The 20,695-nt window shown below is 37.3% G+C and carries 14 protein-coding genes and 1 pseudogene; 7 read left to right on the forward strand and 8 right to left on the reverse strand.

The window, feature by feature from the left end; translation table 11 throughout:
- Positions 1 to 250 precede the first annotated feature (250 nt).
- Entirely contained in the window at positions 251 to 811 is a 561-nt protein-coding gene (gene mrpI / locus CUB63_RS07925; RefSeq protein WP_006534900.1) for a phase variation DNA invertase MrpI, read from the forward strand.
- Positions 812 to 1,244: 433 nt separating this feature from the next.
- Here mrpI and CUB63_RS07930 read toward each other — a convergent pair whose 3' ends face one another.
- Together CUB63_RS07930 and CUB63_RS07935 are read right to left on the reverse strand one after the other, a co-directional pair.
- Positions 1,245 to 2,468, reverse strand: coding sequence for an RtcB family protein (locus CUB63_RS07930; RefSeq protein WP_109847832.1), 1,224 nt, complete (start codon positions 2,466 to 2,468; stop codon positions 1,245 to 1,247).
- Positions 2,469 to 2,470: 2 nt separating this feature from the next.
- A complete protein-coding gene (locus tag CUB63_RS07935; protein WP_109847905.1) occupies positions 2,471 to 3,604 on the reverse strand; it encodes a slipin family protein in 1,134 nt (377 codons plus the stop codon).
- A 550-nt stretch (positions 3,605 to 4,154) separates the two neighbouring features.
- On the opposite strand from CUB63_RS07935, the gene rtcR reads away from it, so the two are divergent.
- Together rtcR and rnz are read left to right on the forward strand one after the other, a co-directional pair.
- Complete coding sequence (gene rtcR, locus CUB63_RS07940; protein WP_109847833.1) at positions 4,155 to 5,744, forward strand: RNA repair transcriptional activator RtcR; 1,590 nt, start codon at positions 4,155 to 4,157, stop codon at positions 5,742 to 5,744.
- A gap of 9 nt (positions 5,745 to 5,753) precedes the next feature.
- A complete protein-coding gene (gene rnz, locus CUB63_RS07945) occupies positions 5,754 to 6,671 on the forward strand; it encodes a ribonuclease Z (RefSeq protein WP_109847834.1) in 918 nt (305 codons plus the stop codon).
- 85 nt (positions 6,672 to 6,756) lie between these two features.
- Here rnz and CUB63_RS07950 read toward each other — a convergent pair whose 3' ends face one another.
- The gene (locus tag CUB63_RS07950; protein ID WP_072063573.1) at positions 6,757 to 7,431 is read right to left on the reverse strand and encodes a DUF421 domain-containing protein; all 675 of its coding nucleotides are present in this window, start codon (positions 7,429 to 7,431) and stop codon (positions 6,757 to 6,759) included.
- Between the two features lie 270 nt (positions 7,432 to 7,701).
- On the opposite strand from CUB63_RS07950, the gene CUB63_RS07955 reads away from it, so the two are divergent.
- Positions 7,702 to 8,271 (forward strand): hypothetical protein, encoded by a 570-nt coding sequence (locus tag CUB63_RS07955; protein WP_109847835.1) that lies wholly within the window; start codon positions 7,702 to 7,704, stop codon positions 8,269 to 8,271.
- A gap of 365 nt (positions 8,272 to 8,636) precedes the next feature.
- Complete coding sequence (gene betT / locus CUB63_RS07960; RefSeq protein ID WP_072063574.1) at positions 8,637 to 10,643, forward strand: choline BCCT transporter BetT; 2,007 nt, start codon at positions 8,637 to 8,639, stop codon at positions 10,641 to 10,643.
- A gap of 65 nt (positions 10,644 to 10,708) precedes the next feature.
- Here betT and hpaR read toward each other — a convergent pair whose 3' ends face one another.
- Complete coding sequence (gene hpaR, locus CUB63_RS07965) at positions 10,709 to 11,146, reverse strand: homoprotocatechuate degradation operon regulator HpaR (protein ID WP_006534911.1); 438 nt, start codon at positions 11,144 to 11,146, stop codon at positions 10,709 to 10,711.
- Between the two features lie 591 nt (positions 11,147 to 11,737).
- Between hpaR and hpaC the strand changes: the two genes are divergently transcribed.
- Both hpaC and dtpB read left to right on the forward strand, forming a co-directional pair.
- Positions 11,738 to 12,256, forward strand: coding sequence for a 4-hydroxyphenylacetate 3-monooxygenase, reductase component (hpaC, locus tag CUB63_RS07970; RefSeq protein ID WP_006534912.1), 519 nt, complete (start codon positions 11,738 to 11,740; stop codon positions 12,254 to 12,256).
- Positions 12,257 to 12,852: 596 nt separating this feature from the next.
- Positions 12,853 to 14,338: pseudogene (gene dtpB, locus CUB63_RS07975) on the forward strand (dipeptide/tripeptide permease DtpB).
- Positions 14,339 to 14,505: 167 nt separating this feature from the next.
- On the opposite strand, the gene fbaA reads toward dtpB, so the two are convergent.
- The 4 genes from fbaA to tkt all read right to left on the reverse strand — a co-directional run bounded on the left by fbaA (position 14,506) and on the right by tkt (position 20,170).
- A complete protein-coding gene (gene fbaA / locus CUB63_RS07980) occupies positions 14,506 to 15,585 on the reverse strand; it encodes a class II fructose-bisphosphate aldolase (RefSeq protein ID WP_006534914.1) in 1,080 nt (359 codons plus the stop codon).
- 63 nt (positions 15,586 to 15,648) lie between these two features.
- Positions 15,649 to 16,812, reverse strand: a complete 1,164-nt coding sequence (gene pgk / locus CUB63_RS07985; RefSeq protein WP_072063577.1) for a phosphoglycerate kinase — start codon at positions 16,810 to 16,812, stop codon at positions 15,649 to 15,651.
- Positions 16,813 to 16,898: 86 nt separating this feature from the next.
- Positions 16,899 to 17,918: an erythrose-4-phosphate dehydrogenase gene (gene epd, locus CUB63_RS07990; RefSeq protein WP_109399230.1), complete on the reverse strand. Its 1,020-nt coding sequence runs from the start codon at positions 17,916 to 17,918 to the stop codon at positions 16,899 to 16,901.
- Positions 17,919 to 18,175: 257 nt separating this feature from the next.
- Positions 18,176 to 20,170, reverse strand: a complete 1,995-nt coding sequence (gene tkt, locus CUB63_RS07995) for a transketolase (RefSeq protein ID WP_072063579.1) — start codon at positions 20,168 to 20,170, stop codon at positions 18,176 to 18,178.
- Between the last annotated feature and the right edge of the window lie 525 nt (positions 20,171 to 20,695).

The raw sequence follows: 20,695 nt of genomic DNA on the forward strand, positions 1-20,695 counted from the left end.
AAACAATTTGGTGTATTCTGTTTATTTCTCTAAAGATGTCTGAATTCCTCTCTTTATTTATTTTTCACTTTTTCAATCAATAGCTTTTATTTTTCAAAAATTAATAATCTTTCGATAAACTTGTTTAAAATGAACAAGTAAAAGTGAAAGCATAAAAAAAATATAATCCTTTATTGATGCATATTACTTGTTATAGTTATGCAACAATTGACTTTTGTTCCTTGTTATCTCATTGAAAAGGTTATGAAAAATGAAGCAACGCAAGTTTCTTACACGTTTTGAGATCAATTCTATTTTGAAACAAGCAAAGGAAGGACGGTATCCAGAAAGAGATTACTGCATGTTTTTAATGTGTTTTTTACATGGATTTCGCGTTAGTGAGTTATGTAAGTTAACCCTCAGCGATATTGATTTGGAAAGTAGGATACTCTATGTCAGACGTTTGAAAGGAGGGCTATCTACAACACAACCAATTATAGAAGATGAGTATGAAGCGTTAGTTAACTGGTTGAAAAAACGGGAAACATGGAGAGAAGCTGATTCTGAATGGGTGTTTTTATCTCAAAAAACAGGCCCAATTTCGCGTCAACAAGTTTATGGATTACTTCGCCGTTTAGGTAAAAAAGCTAATGTATCTATTATTCCTCACCCTCATATGCTACGCCATGCGTGTGGCTATGCCTTAGCTGATTTGGGGCGAGATACACGTCTAATTCAAGATTATTTAGGACATCGTAATATTTCACATACTGTTATCTATACTGCAAGTAATTCAAAACGTTTTTTTCACATTTGGGATGCAATAAATTAACAATTACTTTTTTATTAATATATACAATGAGGATTAATACTCTAAATAGAATAAGCTATATTTTTTCAATAAGAATAAAGTTAATTTTTATATAATTAATAAAATTAGGAATTGTTTTATACTAAAATAAATAACTGCGATTGTAGATATTAATAGATTATTAATAATTACTTTTCAATTATGAAATGACTTAATATAGGTATTCTTTTTTTGATTATCTTTATTGGTTAGTAATAAGTTTGATATTAGTAATTATTTATTAATAATACTAAACATTTATCGTTCAAATTTTGAGCGAGAAATAATGACTTAATTTAAAGGTAACTTTAATTCTTTAACTTATATTCATTTGCATACCATACACACGCTTTCATATCTCACTATCCCCAGCGTTATCGTTAGGGGATAGTTATGAATTACCTTAAAAACACCATTATCCTTTTACACAAACAACCTGTCGTAGTGTATGAACTATCTCAACAAGTGATAACTGCGCCTTCATAACCGCATCAATATCCTTATAAGCCATGGGAATTTCATCAATCACATCTTTATCTTTTCGACATTCCACATGTGCAGTTGCTCTCATTTGGTCTTCAACACTAAAGGTTTTTTTCGCTGCTGTTCGACTCATTACGCGTCCTGCACCATGACTACATGAACAGAAACTTTCAGCATTTCCTTTTCCTCTCACAATAAAACTTTTAGCGCCCATTGAGCCAGGGATTATTCCCATTTCACCTTTTTGAGCCGAAACAGCGCCTTTTCGAGTCACCAGCACTTCTTCACCAAAGTGCATTTCCTTTTGCACATAATTATGGTGGCAATTTACCGCCTGTTGTTGTGTTGTAAAAGGCTTAGCTATTTGTGTTGATAATGCCGCCAACACGTGTTCCATCATAATTTCACGGTTATGTCGGGCAAAATCCTGTGCCCATTCTACGGCTTCTATATAGTCATCATAGAAAAGTGTCCCTTCTCTTAAATATGCTAAGTTTCTATCCGGCAAGTTAGCGATATGTTCCCTCATATCTTCTTGTGCCATTTGTATAAATAGCGTACCGATAGCATTACCGACGCCACGAGAGCCACTATGTAACATGACCCAAACATTATCTGATTCATCAAGGCACAACTCGATAAAGTGATTCCCTGTTCCTAATGTTCCAAGATGACGATAGTTATTCGTATTTCGCAAACGTGGATACTTATCAGTTAACACCTTAAAACGCCCTTCAAGTTGTTGCCAATGCTGATCAACAAGTTTAGGCGGGTTCTTCCATGAACCACGATCGTTCCCTGATTGATAACTTGTTCTTCCATGAGGTACTGCTCTTTCTATTGCCGTTCTTATGGCAAATAAATTATCAGGCAGATCATTTGCGTGTAATGATGTTTTCACCGCTATCATTCCACAACCGATATCCACACCAACAGCTGCCGGAATAATCGCACCTTTGGTTGGGATAACACTGCCTATTGTTGAACCTTTGCCTAAGTGAACATCAGGCATGACCGCCATATGTTTAAAAATAAAAGGCATCTTAGCGGTATTGATAAGCTGCTTTAGAGCATCAGCCTCAACAGGCACACCATTTGTCCACATTTTAATTTCAGCAGTCCCTGCTTCTTTTACTATTTGGTGATCCAATATCATGCTTATGCTCCTTTAATTTGTACTAACCCGTTTAATACTTGGTCTAAACCGCCATAAACGGAAATCTTATCAATACGTTCTGCAATACGTTCTACGGTTTCTAGCTCTTTTAACCGTAAGGCTACAGGATTGTTTTCCATCACTTTTGCCGTATTTAATAGAGAACGCGTTGCGGATGTTTCTTCTCTTCGACGAATAACATTAGCCTGAGCTGATTTTTCTGCCTCAACCACTTGCGCTAAAATCGTTTTCATTTCACCCGGTAAAACAATATCTTTTACCCCTAATGAAGCCACTTCAATACCATATCCTTGAGTGACTTCACTGATTTTTTCACTGACTAAACTATCTATCAGGCTTTTATTTTCTAATAATTCATCCAGCGTTCTTGTTCCTACTGCTTCGCGTAAAGCAAATTGCAACTCTTTATATAAAAACTCCAATGGTGAAGCCAATTGTTGATATGCTAAAAGTACGTCGCTATAACGCCAGTTAGCCGATAAATTAATACGCAGTGTTACTTTGTCTTTTGTTAAGATCTCCTGTCCACTCACATCCAGTGTTTGTAAACGCATATCGACTACTTCAACATCCACTTTATGCTGATAACGCCAATAGCCTTTTAATCCCGGTGGCAATAACGCTTGTGTTTCCCCATTGATCCGAATAACACCATTATGCCAAGCAGGAATATCCACATTGAGGATCCCTTCACTTCCTTTTATGACTTGATTTCGTAATTTAGGATGCTGGAGTTTTTTCATCAACATTGAAGATACTTCAAGTTCATCGATAGATACTATTTCTAGAGAACGGTCGGCATAACGCCAATATAAACGTCGTGTTCCTGGTGCTAAGATCTCTTTTAAAGAGCCGTTTTCATATAAAAGGCCAATCTCTTCATCCGATAACACAATATCAAAACCATACTCAGCTACCCATTTAGGATAATATTGACGTAAAAATTCGGCTTTCTCGCTTTCTAATGCCCCCCCATTTAAAGGGAAGAGATCTACACTGAGCTGACGCCAAAAATCAAAAAACTTATGTTCACCTGCTGTTAGCACATCAATGTACTCATCTTTTTTCTTTAAAAGTGCTAACTGCCCCTGTTTTACCACTATTGTTGTTTTTATCATTTTTCGTTCCTTCTTCTTTTATTCTTCTTTATATAGTGCAATTTATCGTGACTTACTTTTCCACGGGCAAGCTTTGCGAAACTGAAAGGAAAACAAGAGAGGAACGATACTTTGTTTGTCTCTTCTTCTGCTATCAATCCAGCTCAGTTGCTGGTGGATAAGTAAGGTGACGGTACAGCTGTCACAACGATTTTTTTATTTAATTTTACATTTGGATTTGTAATGGTTTTGGTGTCAGGAATCGAACCTGAAAATAACCCTCTTCACCTACAGAGTCTCGATGTGGAGGAACACATTTAGATAACACGACAGAGTGTTCTTTATGTGCCTACCAGATTTAAAATCTGCTCAAGACAATAATAACATTGCCAATATCGTGCCAAGTTTTAAAAAAACACCAAAAATATTTTTAATTCATTGTTTTTATTAATTAAATTATTTTTAGTGTTATTTTTAGATATTTACCCATTAAATTAAAAACAACAGAACACTATCTTTTTATCTATATATTTATAAAAATAGATAAAAAATAAGTAGGGATAACTTAATGAAACGCAAAGTAGTGATTGGTGTTTTAGGCACAACATTAGATAAAAGAGGTAAAAGCCATAAAAGGTGGAATTCATGGCGCCCAACAATTTCCATTTGTCATCAAAAGGATTTTCCTGTTAGCCGATTAGTGATGATCCACCAGCCTAATGATTCAATGTTAGCGTCAAAGATCACTGAAGATATTCATACCATTTCACCTGATACTGAGGTGTGGCCTTATGAAATTGATATTTGTGATCCGTGGGATCTTGAAGAGGTTTACAGCCATTTTCTTGATTTTGCCGTGAATTATCCATTTGATACTGAAAATGAAGAATATTATGTGCATATCACAACGGGAACACATATTGCTCAAATTTGTTGGTTTCTACTGACAGAAGCACACTACTTGCCAGCAAAACTATTACAAACCTCACCCACATCTAAAATAGAAAATAAAGACGGTGTGAAAACCATACAGTCAGCTACGGGCAGTTATGCCATTATTGACCTTGATTTAAGCCGTTATACAAAATTAACGAGCCGGTTTGAGCACTACCATAATGAGTCACTCTCTTTTTTAAAATCGGGGATTGCCACACGTAATGAACGCTTCAATACTTTAATTGCTCAGATTGAACGAGTCGCATTGCGCTCTTTTGCTCCTATTCTATTAACTGGTCCCACTGGTGCTGGAAAATCATTTCTTGCTCAACGTATTTATGAATTACGACAATCACGCCATTTTGTAAAAGGGCGTTTTATCGCTGTTAACTGCGCCACTTTGCGAGGAGACAATGCGATGTCCACTTTATTTGGACATGTAAAAGGTGCATTTACAGGGGCATTACAAGCCAGACATGGCTTATTAAGAGAAGCAGATAAAGGGATTTTATTTCTTGATGAAATTGCAGAATTAGGACTTGATGAGCAAGCGATGCTACTTAAAGCAATAGAAGAAAAATCTTTTTATCCTTATGGTTCAGATACTGAGGTACAAAGTGATTTTCAGCTAATCGCAGGAACACATCGTGATATGGACAAGCAAATTGCAAAAGGACTTTTTCGTGAAGATCTCTATGCAAGGATCAACTTATGGTCTTTTTCACTACCTGGTCTAGCCGATCGTAAAGAGGATATTGAGCCTAATATCGATTATGAATTGCATCACTTTACAAAACGCCATCAAAAGGTAATCCGTTTTAACTCTGATGCGAAATCTCACTATATTCGGTTTGCCACATCTGAACAGGCATTATGGCGTGGTAATTTTCGTGAACTTAGTGCTAGTATAACGCGAATGGCAACACTTGCCGAAAATGGTCGTATTACTCTAGCACTTGTTGAGGAAGAAATTAGCCGTTTAAGACAAAATTGGGGAATAACTTCTTCTTTATTAAAAGATCAGGATATCGATCTTTTCGATCTCAGCCAACTGAATACGGTTATCAAAACTTGCCAGCAATCATCAACTCTCTCAGAAGCCGGTAGAAAACTTTTCGCAGTATCAAGACAAAATAAAAAACAGCCCAACGATGCCGATCGCCTACGCAAATACCTTGCGAAATTTGATTTAAGCTGGGAACAAATTCAACATGGAGAATAATATTTCATTATGGAGCTCATTTTTTTAGGCACTAATGCTGGTGTTCCTTCTAAAGATCGGAACGTCACAAGTATGGTGCTTGATTTACAAAATAAACAAAAAAGTATGTGGATGTTCGATTGTGGTGAAGCGACACAACATCAGATACTGCATACCCGCGTGAAACTACCGCGTTTAAATAAAATTTTTATTACCCATTTGCATGGCGATCATATTTTTGGTTTACCAGGATTACTTTGTAGTCGCTCAATGGGGGGAACAGAAACACTTTTAACAGTGTATGGCCCTACGGGTATAAAAGCTTTTATAGAAACAGCGCTGACATTAAGTCAATCCTATTTAACTTACCCTATTAATATTATTGAGATTGACGAAGCTGGTTTTCTGTTTGAAGAAGAAGGAATGAAAGTCAGTTGTGAAGCGCTTTCTCATCCAGTACCTTGTTTTGGCTATCGCTTAGAAGAAGAAAATAGCCCCGGTAAACTCGATGCTCAGAAGCTAAAAGCTGAAAATATTCCGACCGGCCCTTGGTTACAAGAGTTAAAACAAGGCAAAACTATTACGTTGCCCGATGGCAGAGTCATTGATGGCCAAGAATATATCGGCCCTGAAATAAAAGGACGCTGTATTGCTATTTTTGGTGATACACAACCCACTCCGGATGCATTAAAACTAGCAAATAATGCAGATGTTATTGTGCATGAAGCAACGTTTAAGCATGAAATGGCAGAACAAGCCAATAGTCGCGGGCATTCAACTACAGTACAAGCTGCAACATTAGCAAAAGACGCTAATGTCAAAAAGTTGATTATTACCCATCTTAGTAGCCGCTATTTACCCGAAGAGTGCGTTGAGTTACTCAATGAATGCCAACACGTTTTTAGCCATACTGAAATTGCGTCTGATTTTGCTGTGTTTAAGTTATAGTTCTACGACTAGAAAGTAACAATAGCGACATTATGTCGCCATTGTTACTCTACAGCATTCACCTAATCATCGATTTGTATTTTAATTAATTATTCTGCAGTGGTGCGGTACGTTTTATCTTGCCATCTTGCAAAATAAAATTCACTTTCCCATCCCAAAATTCAGCTAAAAAAACATCTTCAGGCTTATCAATATGCTGGTTTTTCATTTCTTCTTGTAACCATGCTTCATCTTTTTCTATTTGTACTAATTCTGAAGTACGGATAACGCCATCTTTCATCACTATCAAGGATGGCATTTTAGCACCGTCACACACTACCGTAATTTGTCCATCAGGTTCAATTTGCGCATAATTGACCTCTTGAAACGAATGAATACCTTGAGCATGAAGACGAGACGTTATGTTTAAAATATCTATTTTATTCTTTTTCTCCATGATGTTTTCCATTATAAACTCGCCGTTCTTTATAATAGGAATAGGATTGCCAATCGTCACCGCACGGAAAAAGTTGAATCGCTTACTAATATAATTAAGCAAAGAGATAAAACAGACACCAATTAAAAAGACGATAATATATTGATAAAGAGGGATTGCATCGGTATAAATTACCCCTCCCATAATGCCACCAAGGACAAAATTGCCAATAAAATCAATAGGTGTTAATTGAGAGAGTTGTGTTTTACCCGATAAATTCATATGGGCTAATATGATAGTAAAACCAATAATAAATTTAATAATAACCAGAAAGTAATATTCCATTTTTGTCTCACATTTCCAATAACTTCTGCACTTATTATAAAGCAGAAAATCTCACCTAGATAAAAATTTAAATTATTTTTGATGATATTTGACTAAGAAAAAACACTTAATATACTTAGGTTTGTTGATTTTAAGACTCATACTATACTTATTAGGATAGCTTATCCGTAATATCTTATTCGGATTCAGAACTCAATAGCTTCTCGCCTTTTCTATTTCTTACGCGGGATTTCACTGAATTGTTTTTAAACTCACATTTTGGAGAAAAAAATGAATAAAAAACTACTTACTTCATTGGTTCTAGCGGGTCTTGTCACTATTACAGCAGGTTGTGATGATTCATCTAAGAAAGTCGATGATAGCATTGATAAAGCAAAAGAAACCGCTACTCAAGTCACTGAAACAGCGCAAGATAAAGCCAATGAATTGACTGAACAAGCCAAAGATAAAGCTGCCGACTTGAAAGAAAATGCATCAGCAAAATCAGATGAATTGACACAACAAGCTCAAGAGCTAAAAGATAAAGCTGAACAAAAAGCCGCTGAGTTAAAAGATGCGAGTGCTAACAAAGCTGAAGAAATAAAGCAAAGCCTAGAAGCTGAAAGTAATAAATTATCTGAAAAAGCCGCAGAGCTAAAACAAGATGCAAGCAAAGCAGCAGATAACCTGATGCAAGAAACAGATAAAAAGATTGATCAACTGAAAGGTGACGCGTCAAAAACCAGCGATAATGTAAAACAACAAGCTCAAGAGACTGAAAATAAAGCAATTGATAAAGCGGATCAATTAACTGATCAAGCCAAACAAAAAATTGATGATTTAAAAACTGAAAACAAATAATCCGATTTCAGTTTTTTTGATGAATTGAGAGCCAGTGAACTTTCACTGGCTTTTTTTGTATAAAAAAAAGCCAAGGGTTGATCGTTTAAGCAAAAAATGTAACCATGTTCTCCTTTTTTCAACAGGAGAAACCTATTAAAGAGCGAAAGCATCTAGAATATAAAGTTATTAATAAATTGATTTAATTGTATTTTTCTTCATCTTGCGGAAAAAATAATTTACTTCCGTTCTTTTATAAAACATTTATCCAATTTTGTGTTTTATTCAAATTTTCTTATGAACTTTTCTTTTCTGGTAATACAAGCAATCAGATAATGGGTAGCGAAAAGTCTCTTTCTAAGAAAATAACTATAAATAGGTTAACTATGAGTCAACAAAACGATATAACCCCTCAAAAAAAAGTTAGGATGAAAATTAATCCTCCCGTTTTTTATACATCAGCGTTGTTAATTTTACTGGTCGTTGGTTTCTCTGCGTTATTTCCTGAGTTAGCTAATGATAAATTAGGTCATCTTCAGGAAAATCTCTTCAGAAACGCGAGCTGGTTCTACATTCTAGCCGTTGCATTGGTTTTGCTGAGTGTGACTTATTTAGGGCTTTCCCGCTTTGGTGAAATCAAGTTAGGGCCTGATCATGCTCGCCCTCACTTTAGTTACTTTGCTTGGTTTGCCATGCTCTTTTCAGCAGGTATGGGGATCGGCTTAATGTTCTTTGGTGTTGCCGAACCTGTTATGCATTACCTAATGCCTCCGACTGGCGAAGCTCAAACCGTAGAAGCCGCGAAAGAAGCGATGCGATTAACCTTTTTCCACTGGGGATTACATGCATGGGCAATTTACGCCATTGTCGCATTGATCTTAGCTTTCTTCTCTTATCGCCATGGTTTACCGTTAACACTACGCTCTGCACTTTATCCAATTATTGGTGATCGCATATATGGCCCAATTGGTCATGCTGTTGATATTTTCGCTGTGATGGGGACCGTATTTGGTGTCGCAACCTCCCTTGGCTTTGGTGTTCTGCAAGTTAATGCGGGTTTAAATCACCTCTTTAATGTACCAATTAATCCAACTATTCAAGTAATATTGATTGTAGTGATAACAGGGCTTGCAACCATTTCTGTTGTATCTGGGTTAGAGAAAGGGATCCGCTTTTTATCTGAACTTAACTTAGGATTGGCGGTTATTCTTCTTTTATTAGTCATTACTCTCGGCCCAACCGTATTGATATTAAAATCATTTGTTGAAAATACGGGGGGATATCTATCCGAAATTGTCAGTAAAACCTTTAATCTTTACGCATATGAACCCAAATCGAGTGATTGGTTAGGGGGATGGACACTGCTTTATTGGGGTTGGTGGTTATCATGGTCTCCATTTGTAGGGATGTTTATTGCCCGCATTTCTCGAGGCCGTACTATTCGTGAGTTTGTTGTCGGTGTCCTGTTTGTTCCTGCTGGCTTCACTTTACTTTGGATGACCGTTTTTGGTAACACTGCGATCCATTTAATCAAAGATAAAGGTGCAGAAGTCCTCGCCAATATCGTACAACAAGATGTGTCATTGGCTTTATTTGAGTTCTTAAATTATTTCCCATTCTCGTCTGTTTTATCCTTCGTTGCGATGTTGATGGTAATCGTCTTCTTTGTGACTTCAGCAGACTCAGGCGCTATGGTTGTTGATACTTTAGCTTCTGGCGGTGATAGCGAAACGCCAGTATGGCAACGTATTTTCTGGGCTGCCTTAATGGGTATCTCTGCAATTACTTTATTATTAGCGGGTGGTTTGACTGCACTACAAACAGTAACTATTGCAAGTGCACTCCCCTTCTCAATAGTATTGCTTGCTTCTATTTATGGACTGATAAAAGCATTGCGAGTGGATGTATATAAACGTGATAGTCAACAGTTAACTACGATTGCACCACCAGCCAGTCGTAATCCAATCCCTTGGCAACGTCGTTTAAGAAATATTGCCTATTTTCCTAAACGCTCTCATGTAAAACGTTTTATGGATGAAGTCATTCAACCCTCAATGGAAATGGTCTCTGCTGAGTTAAGTAAACAAGCAACGCAATGCTATATCCATAACGAAGAAGATGATCGCATTGGCTTCGAAGTCGATTTAGGCGATGACATGAATTTCTTCTATGAAGTTCGCCTGCGTTTTTATACTCAACCGGCCTTTGCTTTAGCAGGATTAAGTGATGAAGAAAGAGACGAAGAGCATAAATATTATCGTGCTGAAATTCATTTAAAAGAAGGTGGGCAAGATTATGATGTAATGGGTTGGACGAAAGAACAAATCATTCACGATATTCTTGATCAGTATGAAAAACACATTCACTTCTTGCATGTATTAGGTAAGCAATAATTTTATCTGCATGACAGCAACAAAAAGGAGATGCTATGACATCTCCTTTTTTCTTATCAAATAATTTATTTCTCTGATTGTTCAATATCATCTAAGTTAAGTGCAATCAGCTCTTTTAATAATCCGGATAACCGTTGTAGTTTTTCAGTCGAAAACTTTTGCTCAAGTAATTGATAACCTTCTTCAATTTTAGGCTGAATTTTATCGTATAAACTTTGCCCATTAGCAGAAAGTGAAACAAAAAGTTTACGTTGGTCACTTATCGGTTTTAAACGACAAATTAGCTCGTCTCTTTCCATTCTAATAAGAATACCCGTTAGACTTGGTCGAAGAATACACGATTTTTGCGCTAATTCGTGGAAATCAATAGAACGTTTATCCGCAAGTACACGAATGATACGCCACTGCTGTTCTGTCAGATTATGCTCTTTGAGAACAGGTCGAAAAAAACCCATCGCAGATTCCCGTGCTTGTAATAGCGCGATAGTTAATGATTCATGCATAATCAAGAAGCTCTTTATATGGTGTTATAGGTGAAATGACAAAATATCACTCAATATAGACAGTGAAAAAATACCGCTGTTTATAGTTTATAAATGGCTATATTCTAAGAATAGACTAATTGTTACAATTATTCATATTAACAAATAAATAAAGTTGACTCAATTTTTGCAATTTTCTTCCCTTTCTGCAATTTATCACCCATGCCCCTTTTCAGAGCTAAATTCATCTTCCACAACATCTTGAGCTATTCACAATTTTTATAAATTGGCAATTTGTGTTATCTCTTTATCAACCCAAAAAAGTAGCTTGATTTGCCTATTATCCTACTTCTAAATTAGGAATAATGTCGCTTAGCGATAAGGTTGTCTCACAGTTTTTGAGATAAAGTTAATGGGTTGTAACAAAGAAAGATTGCTATCTTTGTTCATGCGCGGTAGCGTTACAGCTTTTAAACAACGCAACAAAGAGACCGGCAATAGCATTACAACTTTGTTAGCGGAGTAGTCAGATGATTTTTATAGTTATCTAACTAATAAATTATTTTAAGTGAAGACGCCCACAGACGAGAAGTCTGGCAGTAGGAGTAAATAATGTCTGAGGAAAAACAGGCTAACCCACTTTTTCGGGATGCAATGGCAAGCTTAGGTGCTGCAGTCAATATCGTGGCAACAAATGGCGATGCGGGTTGTTGTGGCTTAACAGCAACTGCGGTATGTTCTGTTACTGATAACCCACCTACCGTAATGGTTTGCATCAATAGTAAAAGTCAGATGAACTCTATTTTTCAAGAAAATGGAAAATTAAGCATCAATATATTAAATCATGAGCAAGAAGAAATGGCATGTCATTTCGCCGGAATGACAGGGCTCGCGATGGCAGATCGCTTTACCCAACCAGGATGGCAAAATGGACAATTACAACAACCTGTATTAACAAATGCACTTGCCTGCCTAGAAGGTGATATTCATGATGTACGCCAAGTCGGTACTCATTTTGTTTATATGACCGAAATTAAGACTATTTCAGTACGTGAAGATGGTGATGGACTTATTTATTTCAAACGTCGTTTCCATTCTGTTAAAAATAAACAAGTCCCCATCACTGCTTAAATTTCACTTATTTTACCTCAAGATAAAAACGCACTTTTAATAAGGGCGTTTTTATTGACTATAATCACACCATGAAATTAAATATTTATTTATATTAAATGAATATTTATTTAATAAGGTAGCATTAGCTAACTTTTAGATACTTATTAAACATTTATTAACATCTGTTTGTTATAAAAGAATAATTTTTAATTATAATAAAAAATTTCTTTCTAGAATCAATTAGTCACATAATCAAAAATATTTTCTCTCTACCTTTCCCCTTTATCTTTATTTAATTTACTAAGATTAAAATATAAACAAATAATAATTCCATTGATTGTATTTTATACAAAAAATCAATTAAATGACTTTATTTGAAAATAAACTAATGAATATTTTTTTCAATCTGGTATTAATCTTACCCACAGTGTGATCAACCTTTGAGAAGTCATTTCATCAATATATTAGTCTACTCGACTTGCTGATTACCTTCTTAAATTTGCAAACATCACTCTAAATACGACAGATAATGTTACCGTCGTGTAACATTCCTCGTGAATGTGAGTAAATAACATCGTTGTTGAAAATAAATAATAATTAGGGGCATTACAGATATGGATAAACCCGCTCAAGTCGGTTTATTACAACAGCCTAAACCATTCTTTATGATTTTCTTTGTAGAATTATGGGAACGTTTTGGTTACTACGGCGTACAAGGTATTCTTGCCGTTTATTTTGTTAGTAAACTCGGTTTCTCTCAAGAACAGGCTTTCATTACTTTTGGTGCATTCTCTGCGCTGGTTTATGGGCTTATTTCTATTGGTGGTTATGTTGGTGACCACTTATTAGGAACAAAACGAACAATTGTTTTAGGTGCTATTGTCTTGGCTATCGGTTATTTTATGACTGGTATGTCAATTATGTATCCTAATTTAATTTTCTACGCATTAGGCACTATCGCGGTAGGTAATGGTTTATTTAAAGCTAACCCAGCCAGCCTATTAGCAAAATGTTATCCACCTAAAGATCCACGTCTTGATGGTGCATTTACACTATTTTATATGTCGATTAATATCGGCTCATTAATTTCTTTATCTATCGCCCCTGTACTTGCAGAACGTTACGGATATGCACTGACTTATAATATCTGTGGTATTGGCTTGATCATGGCGTTATTAGTTTATTTCTTCTGTCGTAAAATGGTTGCCAATATTGGTTCTGAACCAGACCATTTACCAATGAGCTTTAACAAACTGTTATTAGTTATTGTTGGTTCAATTGCGATGGTATTTGTTTGTGCATGGTTACTGCACAACGTGATGATTGCAAATATCGTTTTAGTCAGCCTGTCCATTATTGTTGTTTTCATTTATTTCCGTGAAGCTTTTAAACAAAAAAGACAGAGTTGCTCGTAATAAAATGTATGTTGCATTTGTTCTAATGTTAGAAGCAGTTGTTTTCTACATTCTGTATGCTCAGATGCCAACTTCACTGAACTTTTTTGCTATTCATAACGTTCATCACACACTTTTAGGCTTTGATATTAACCCTGTAAGCTTCCAAGCACTAAACCCATTCTGGATCATTGTTGCTAGCCCAATCCTTGCTATCGCTTACAGTCATTTTGGCGCAAAAGGTAAAGACCTTTCAATGCCAGCGAAGTTTACCGCAGGTATGCTTCTATGCTCATTAGGTTTTCTTACAGCGGCAGCATCAGGTATGTGGTTTGCCGATGCTCAAGGCTTAACATCTCCTTGGTTTATCGTTCTGGTTTACTTATTCCAGAGTTTAGGTGAACTGATGATCAGTGCGTTAGGTTTAGCAATGGTTGCTGCATTCGTACCACAATACATGATGGGCTTTATTTTAGGTATGTGGTTCTTAACACAAGCCACAGCCTATCTGTTAGGGGGTTATGTAGCGACGTTCACAGCCGCACCAGAAGGTATTACAGATCCACTACAAACCTTACCTATTTATACTGATGTATTTGGTAAAATTGGCATAGTAACCTTAATTGTGGGCTTGGTTATGTGGGCAACAGTCCCCCTACTAAACCGAATGATGAAAGAAGAAAGCAAAAACGTTAAAGTTGCTTAATCTTTCAATCTAAATTAAATATTAATAAAAGCGCTTTTAATAGGCGCTTTTATTTTGCAATAAAAAACATTCTTTCGTTTAAGCGTTACCATGATTTTCCACTTTTCTTGATATATAAAAAAACCCGCCAAATAAGCGGGTTTAATTTAATCATTAAGAGTGATCAATTACAGAACATCAACTGAATTCAGTTCTTTAAATGCTTGCTCCAAACGAACAACCATAGATGATTGTGCGTGACGCAACCAGTTACGTGGGTCGTAGTATTTCTTGTTAGGTTTATCAGCACCTTCTGGGTTACCTAACTGGCCTTGCAGATAGGCTTCATTCTTTTTGTAGAACTGTAAGATACCATCCCAAGTTGCCCACTGAGTATCTGTATCGATATTCATTTTGATAACACCATAATCAACAGCTTCTTTGATTTCTTCAGCCGAGGAACCTGAACCGCCGTGGAAAACGAAATCTAAGCTATTGTGTGGTAGATTGAATTTCTGTGATACGTAGTCTTGTGAGTTACGCAGAATTTTTGGCGTTAATTGAACGTTACCTGGTTTATAAACACCGTGAACGTTACCGAAAGAGGCTGCGATAGTGAAACGAGGACTTACCGCGCTCAGTTTTTCATATGCATAAGCAACATCTTCTGGTTGTGTATACAGAGCAGAGCTGTCCATACCTGTATTATCAACACCATCTTCTTCACCACCAGTACAGCCTAATTCGATTTCTAAAGTCATATCGATTTTAGCCATACGCGCTAAATATTTAGCACAGATTTCGATGTTTTCTTCTAATGATTCTTCAGATAAGTCAATCATATGAGAAGAGAACAGTGGTTTGCCTGTTTTAGCATAGTGTTTTTCACCTGCATCTAACAGACCATCAATCCATGGTAATAATTTTTTCGCACAGTGGTCAGTATGCAGAATAACAGGAACACCATAATATTCAGCCATTTGATGCACATGATGAGCACCAGAAATTGCACCTAAAATAGCAGCTTGCTGTGGTACATCAGATTTAAGACCTTTACCTGCGATAAATGCAGCACCACCGTTAGAGAACTGTACAATAACAGGAGAACGAACTTTCGCAGCAGCTTCTAACACAGCATTGATTGAGTCAGTACCTACACAGTTAACCGCAGGCAGAGCAAATTTATTTTCTTTTGCTACTGCAAATACTTTTTGTACATCATCACCAGTGATGACACCCGGTTTCACGAAATCAAAAACTTTAGACATGTAATAAGATCCTATATTTGGAACAGGTAGAAAATAATTTTCTACCTGTATGAGCTGACTTAATTACTGTTTAGCGCGTTCTTCTAACATTGCAACAGCAGGAAGTTTTTTGCCTTCAACGAATTCTAGGAAAGCACCACCACCGGTTGAAATGTAAGAGATTTTGTCTGCGATATCAAATAAATCAATAGCAGCTAGCGTATCACCACCGCCAGCGATAGAGAATGCTTCACTATCTGCGATTGCTTTAGCAACGATTTCTGTACCTTTACGGAAGTTAGGGAATTCAAACACACCTACCGGACCGTTCCACAGAATAGTTTTTGCATTTTTCAGAATTTCAGCTAAACGTTCAGCAGTCACATCACCGATATCCAATACTTGTTCATCATCTTTAATGTCATTTGCTGATTTCAATACAGCTTCTGCTGTTTCAGAAAATTCAGTTGCAACACGAACATCGCTTGGTACTGGAATATCACATTTTTCCATTAATTTCTTAGCATCATCGACAAGATCAGCTTCATATAAAGAACGGCCTACTGGGTGACCTTCTGCTGCGATAAAGGTATTTGCGATACCACCACCAACGATTAATTGGTCAGCGATTTTTGATAAAGAATCTAATACAGTCAGTTTAGTTGAAACTTTAGAACCACCAACAATTGCAACCATTGGGCGCGCTGGTTTATCTAATGCTTTACCTAATGCTTCAAGTTCTGCTGATAACAGTGGGCCAGCACAAGCAACTTGTGCAAATTTAGCAACACCATGAGTTGATGCTTGAGCACGGTGAGCTGTACCGAATGCATCCATTACAAATACATCACATAATGCAGCGTATTGTTTAGACAGTGTTTCGTCGTCTTTCTTTTCGCCTTTGTTAAAACGAACGTTTTCAAGAACAACTAATTCACCGGCATTAACTTCAACACCGTTTAAATAGTCTTTAGCAAGACTGACAGGTGCAGTTAATTTGTCTTTCAGATAGTCAACAACTGGTTTTAAAGAGAACTCTTCGTTGTACTCACCTTCGGTAGGACGGCCTAAGTGAGAAGTTACCATCACTTTAGCGCCTTGTTTTAACGCGGCTTCAATTGTTGGTAAAGAAGCACGGATACGCGCATCTGAAGTCACTTTACCATCTTTTACTGGAACGTTCAGGTCAGCACGGATAAGAACTCGTTTACCCGCTAGGTCTAAATCGGTCATCTTAATTACAGACATGATGAATCCTCTCATTGATTCTCTAAAATTTAGTAATCTTCTGTTCAGTGTGTTGTATTTTACGCGACACCGTCATTAAAACATGATTATTTAAAACCAGTTGCAGCCATTGCTAACGTTGTATCAAGCATCCGATTAGCAAAGCCCCATTCATTATCACACCAGACTAACGTCTTGATCAGGTGTTGCCCACTGACTCTTGTTTGAGTGCCGTCAACGATAGCACTATGAGGGTCGTGGTTAAAATCAGTTGAGACTAATGGCAATTCTGTGTAATCCACTATACCACGAAATGCGCCAGTTGCTGATTTTTGAATTAACCGATTGACATCTAACACATTTACAGCAGTTTTTACAGTGATACTTAAATCAATTGCCGTCACATTAATTGTAGGAACTCGTACAGAAATTGCCTCAAAATGATCCTTAAATTTTGGGAAAATCCGAGTAATTCCTGCGGCTAATTTCGTATCAACAGGAATGATAGATTGTCCTGCGGCACGAGTACGGCGTAAATCCTTATGATATGCATCAATCACGGGTTGATCGTTCATGGCTGCATGGATTGTTGTTACTGTTCCTGACTCTATATTAAACGCATCATCCATCATTTTAATGATGGGAATAATACAGTTTGTTGTACAAGATGCATTTGAAACAATGCGGTGTTCTTTTTTAAGTTCATGTTGATTAACACCAAAAACCACTGTTGCATCTAAATCTGTTGTCCCCGGATGAGAAAAGAGCACTTTTTTTGCACCTTGTGCAATATGAGCTTCACCATCAGCACGAGAGCCATAAGCACCACTACAATCAAGCACAACATCAATACCAAGCTCACCCCAAGGTAAATCAGTAATATCAGCATGATGAAAAAGACGAATGCTATCATCACCTACTTGCAATAAATCGTTATTAATTCGTACATCCCAAGCAAAACGTCCGTGACTGGAGTCATACTTGAGAAGATGCCCAATGCCTTGTGCATCAGCCAATTCATTTATTGCAACAACCGTTATTTCAGCCCGTTTACCTGATTCATAAAGCGCTCTTAACACATTACGCCCTATACGACCAAAACCGTTAATAGCGACTCTGATTGTCATGTGACTTCCTTGATAACTTGTGATTTGCAACCGCTTAGAATAATAGAGCAAGATACTAATCAACAACGATAAATCAAGTAAATCTAGAAATTGTGCAGTCACCGACATTTTAGCATTAACTGAAACGGTTCAGCTTATTGATAATCAGATTACGAGAAATGAGAGAAGATCGCAATAGTAAACAAAGATGGAAGGATAAAAAAAGAGCACATCTGAGAAATTCTTCCCAAAAATGTGCTCTTGTTAACACTTATTGATTATTTAAGTAAAGATTTTGCCTGTGTGACCACATTTTCAACAGTAAAACCAAACTCTTCAAATAATTCGTTTGCAGGTGCAGATTCGCCGAAGCTATGCATACCAACAATCGCGCCTTCTAAACCAACATATTTGAACCAATAGTCAGCAATACCAGCTTCGATAGCAACACGTGCTTTCACTGATGTTGGTAATACTGCTTCACGGTAATCTGCATCTTGCTTATCAAATGCATCTGTTGCTGGCATAGAAACAACACGTACTTTACGGCCTTCAGCAGTCAGTTGATCATAAGCGCTAACCGCTAATTCAACTTCAGAACCTGTGGCAATAAAGATTAATTCAGGCGTACCAGCACAATCTTTCAGGATGTAACCACCCTTCTCGATATTTGCCAGTTGCTCTGGAGTACGTGGTTGTTGTGCAAGATTTTGACGAGAGAAGATCAGCGCTGTAGGGCCATCTTTACGATCAATAGCATATTTCCATGCAACAGCTGATTCAACTTGGTCACATGGACGCCATGTGCTCACGTTTGGAGTGACACGCAGGCTTGCCATTTGCTCAACAGGTTGGTGAGTTGGGCCATCTTCACCCAGACCGATAGAGTCATGAGTATAAACAAAGATACTGCGGATCTTCATCAGTGCAGCCATACGCACTGCATTACGCGCATATTCCATAAACATCAGGAAGGTTGCGCCGTAAGGAACAAAACCGCCATGTAATGCAATACCGTTCATGATTGCAGACATACCAAATTCACGCACACCGTAATGGATGTAGTTACCAGCCTTGTCTTCGTTCAGTGCTTTAGAACCAGACCACATGGTCAGGTTACTTGGTGCTAAGTCCGCAGAACCGCCCATGAATTCTGGTAATACTTTACCGAATGCTTCTAATGCATTTTGAGACGCTTTGCGGCTTGCGATGCTTGAAGGATTTTGTTGCAGATTTTCAATAAATGCTTTGGCATCTTTTTCCCAGTTTGCGGGTAATTCACCAGAAACACGACGTTTGAATTCAGCCGCTAATTCAGGGAACTGTGCTGCGTATGCAGCAAATTTAGCATCCCATGCAGCTTCTTTTGCTTTACCCGCTTCTTTCGCATCCCACTCTTTATAGATTTCTTGTGGAATTTCGAATGCGCCATATTCCCAACCTAATGCTTTACGTGTTTCAGCAATTTCTGCATCACCTAATGGGGAACCGTGAGAATCAGCAGTACCTGCTTTATGAGGGGAACCAAAACCGATAGTGGTTTTACAAATCAACAGTGAAGGCTTGTCAGTAATTTGTTTTGCTTCTTCAACCGCGGCTTTGATGCTTGCTGCATCGTGTCCATCAATGCCACTGATGACATGCCAGCCATAAGCGTCAAAACGTTCTGCTGTGTTATCAGTAAACCAACCGTGCACTTGACCATCAATAGAGATGCCATTGTCATCATAGAATGCAATCAGTTTACCTAACTGTAATGTTCCAGCTAAAGAACACGCTTCATGAGAGATACCTTCCATCATACAACCATCACCCATAAAGGCGTAGGTGTAGTGGTCAACAATGTCATGACCAGGACGGTTAAATTGAGCCGCTAATGTACGTTCTGCAATAGCAAAGCCCACTGCGTTTGCAATACCTTGACCTAAAGGACCCGTTGTTGTTTCAACACCAGGGGTATAACCATATTCTGGGTGACCCGGCGTTTTAGAATGCAATTGACGGAAGTTTTTTAGATCATCTAAAGAAACTTGATAACCAGACAGGTGCAGTAAGCTATAAATCAGCATTGAAGCGTGGCCGTTAGATAATACGAAACGGTCACGATCAGCCCAGTTAGGGTTAGTCGGGTTATGATTTAAAAAATCACGCCATAATACTTCTGCAATATCAGCCATACCCATAGGGGCGCCAGGGTGTCCTGATTTCGCTTTTTGCACAGCATCCATACTTAAAAAACGGATCGCATTAGCAAGGGTTTTACGAGTGGTCATTTTCTACTCCAAGTCGGATAAAAAGCATCTAGATAGCTGATTCTCTCAATGCAGGCAAAAAACCGCAATATAAAAAATCCACCAAGGTGGCTATCGTAATTAGCTTAAAGCAATAATTCTTTGATTTGCACGGCATTTTTTACGATCAAAGCGGAAAATAACATTACACCACCGCATTGTTGCGCAACGAAAAGCAAAAAAGACAATGATTTGCGCAATTGAGAAGCGTGCTATTAAACCTTAGCTTGATATGACTAATCAAGATAAAATTTCATTGCTGAATTATCCATCAAATCAAATAAATACTGTATTGTTTTAATTATAACCTAATAACTGACTAAACTTGTTACAAGGACGTAGAATTATAAGAGATTAAAAAAGATAAAAAGCAGATAACCCACTGATTCAGTAATAAAAATCTTATTTACATCATATATAACTAAAAGGGAAAGTCAGCGTAACGTAAATGTTACTTATCACCTTAGCAAAATGAGTGAGAAAATAAGTAATTAGGTTATTCCAAGA

It is taken from the genome of Proteus penneri (assembly GCF_003144535.1).
Taxonomy (GTDB): domain Bacteria; phylum Pseudomonadota; class Gammaproteobacteria; order Enterobacterales; family Enterobacteriaceae; genus Proteus; species Proteus penneri.

Coding starts and splice junctions, on each gene's coding strand:
- CUB63_RS07955 (WP_109847835.1), top strand. CDS start 7,702: ATGAATAAAAAACTACTTACTTCATTGGTTCTAGCGGGTCTTGTCACT.
- CUB63_RS07950 (WP_072063573.1), bottom strand. CDS start 7,431: ATGGAATATTACTTTCTGGTTATTATTAAATTTATTATTGGTTTTACT.
- tkt (WP_072063579.1), bottom strand. CDS start 20,170: ATGACCACTCGTAAAACCCTTGCTAATGCGATCCGTTTTTTAAGTATG.
- hpaR (WP_006534911.1), bottom strand. CDS start 11,146: ATGCATGAATCATTAACTATCGCGCTATTACAAGCACGGGAATCTGCG.
- hpaC (WP_006534912.1), top strand. CDS start 11,738: ATGTCTGAGGAAAAACAGGCTAACCCACTTTTTCGGGATGCAATGGCA.
- rnz (WP_109847834.1), top strand. CDS start 5,754: ATGGAGCTCATTTTTTTAGGCACTAATGCTGGTGTTCCTTCTAAAGAT.
- betT (WP_072063574.1), top strand. CDS start 8,637: ATGAGTCAACAAAACGATATAACCCCTCAAAAAAAAGTTAGGATGAAA.
- pgk (WP_072063577.1), bottom strand. CDS start 16,812: ATGTCTGTAATTAAGATGACCGATTTAGACCTAGCGGGTAAACGAGTT.
- CUB63_RS07930 (WP_109847832.1), bottom strand. CDS start 2,468: ATGATATTGGATCACCAAATAGTAAAAGAAGCAGGGACTGCTGAAATT.
- mrpI (WP_006534900.1), top strand. CDS start 251: ATGAAGCAACGCAAGTTTCTTACACGTTTTGAGATCAATTCTATTTTG.
- epd (WP_109399230.1), bottom strand. CDS start 17,918: ATGACAATCAGAGTCGCTATTAACGGTTTTGGTCGTATAGGGCGTAAT.
- fbaA (WP_006534914.1), bottom strand. CDS start 15,585: ATGTCTAAAGTTTTTGATTTCGTGAAACCGGGTGTCATCACTGGTGAT.
- rtcR (WP_109847833.1), top strand. CDS start 4,155: ATGAAACGCAAAGTAGTGATTGGTGTTTTAGGCACAACATTAGATAAA.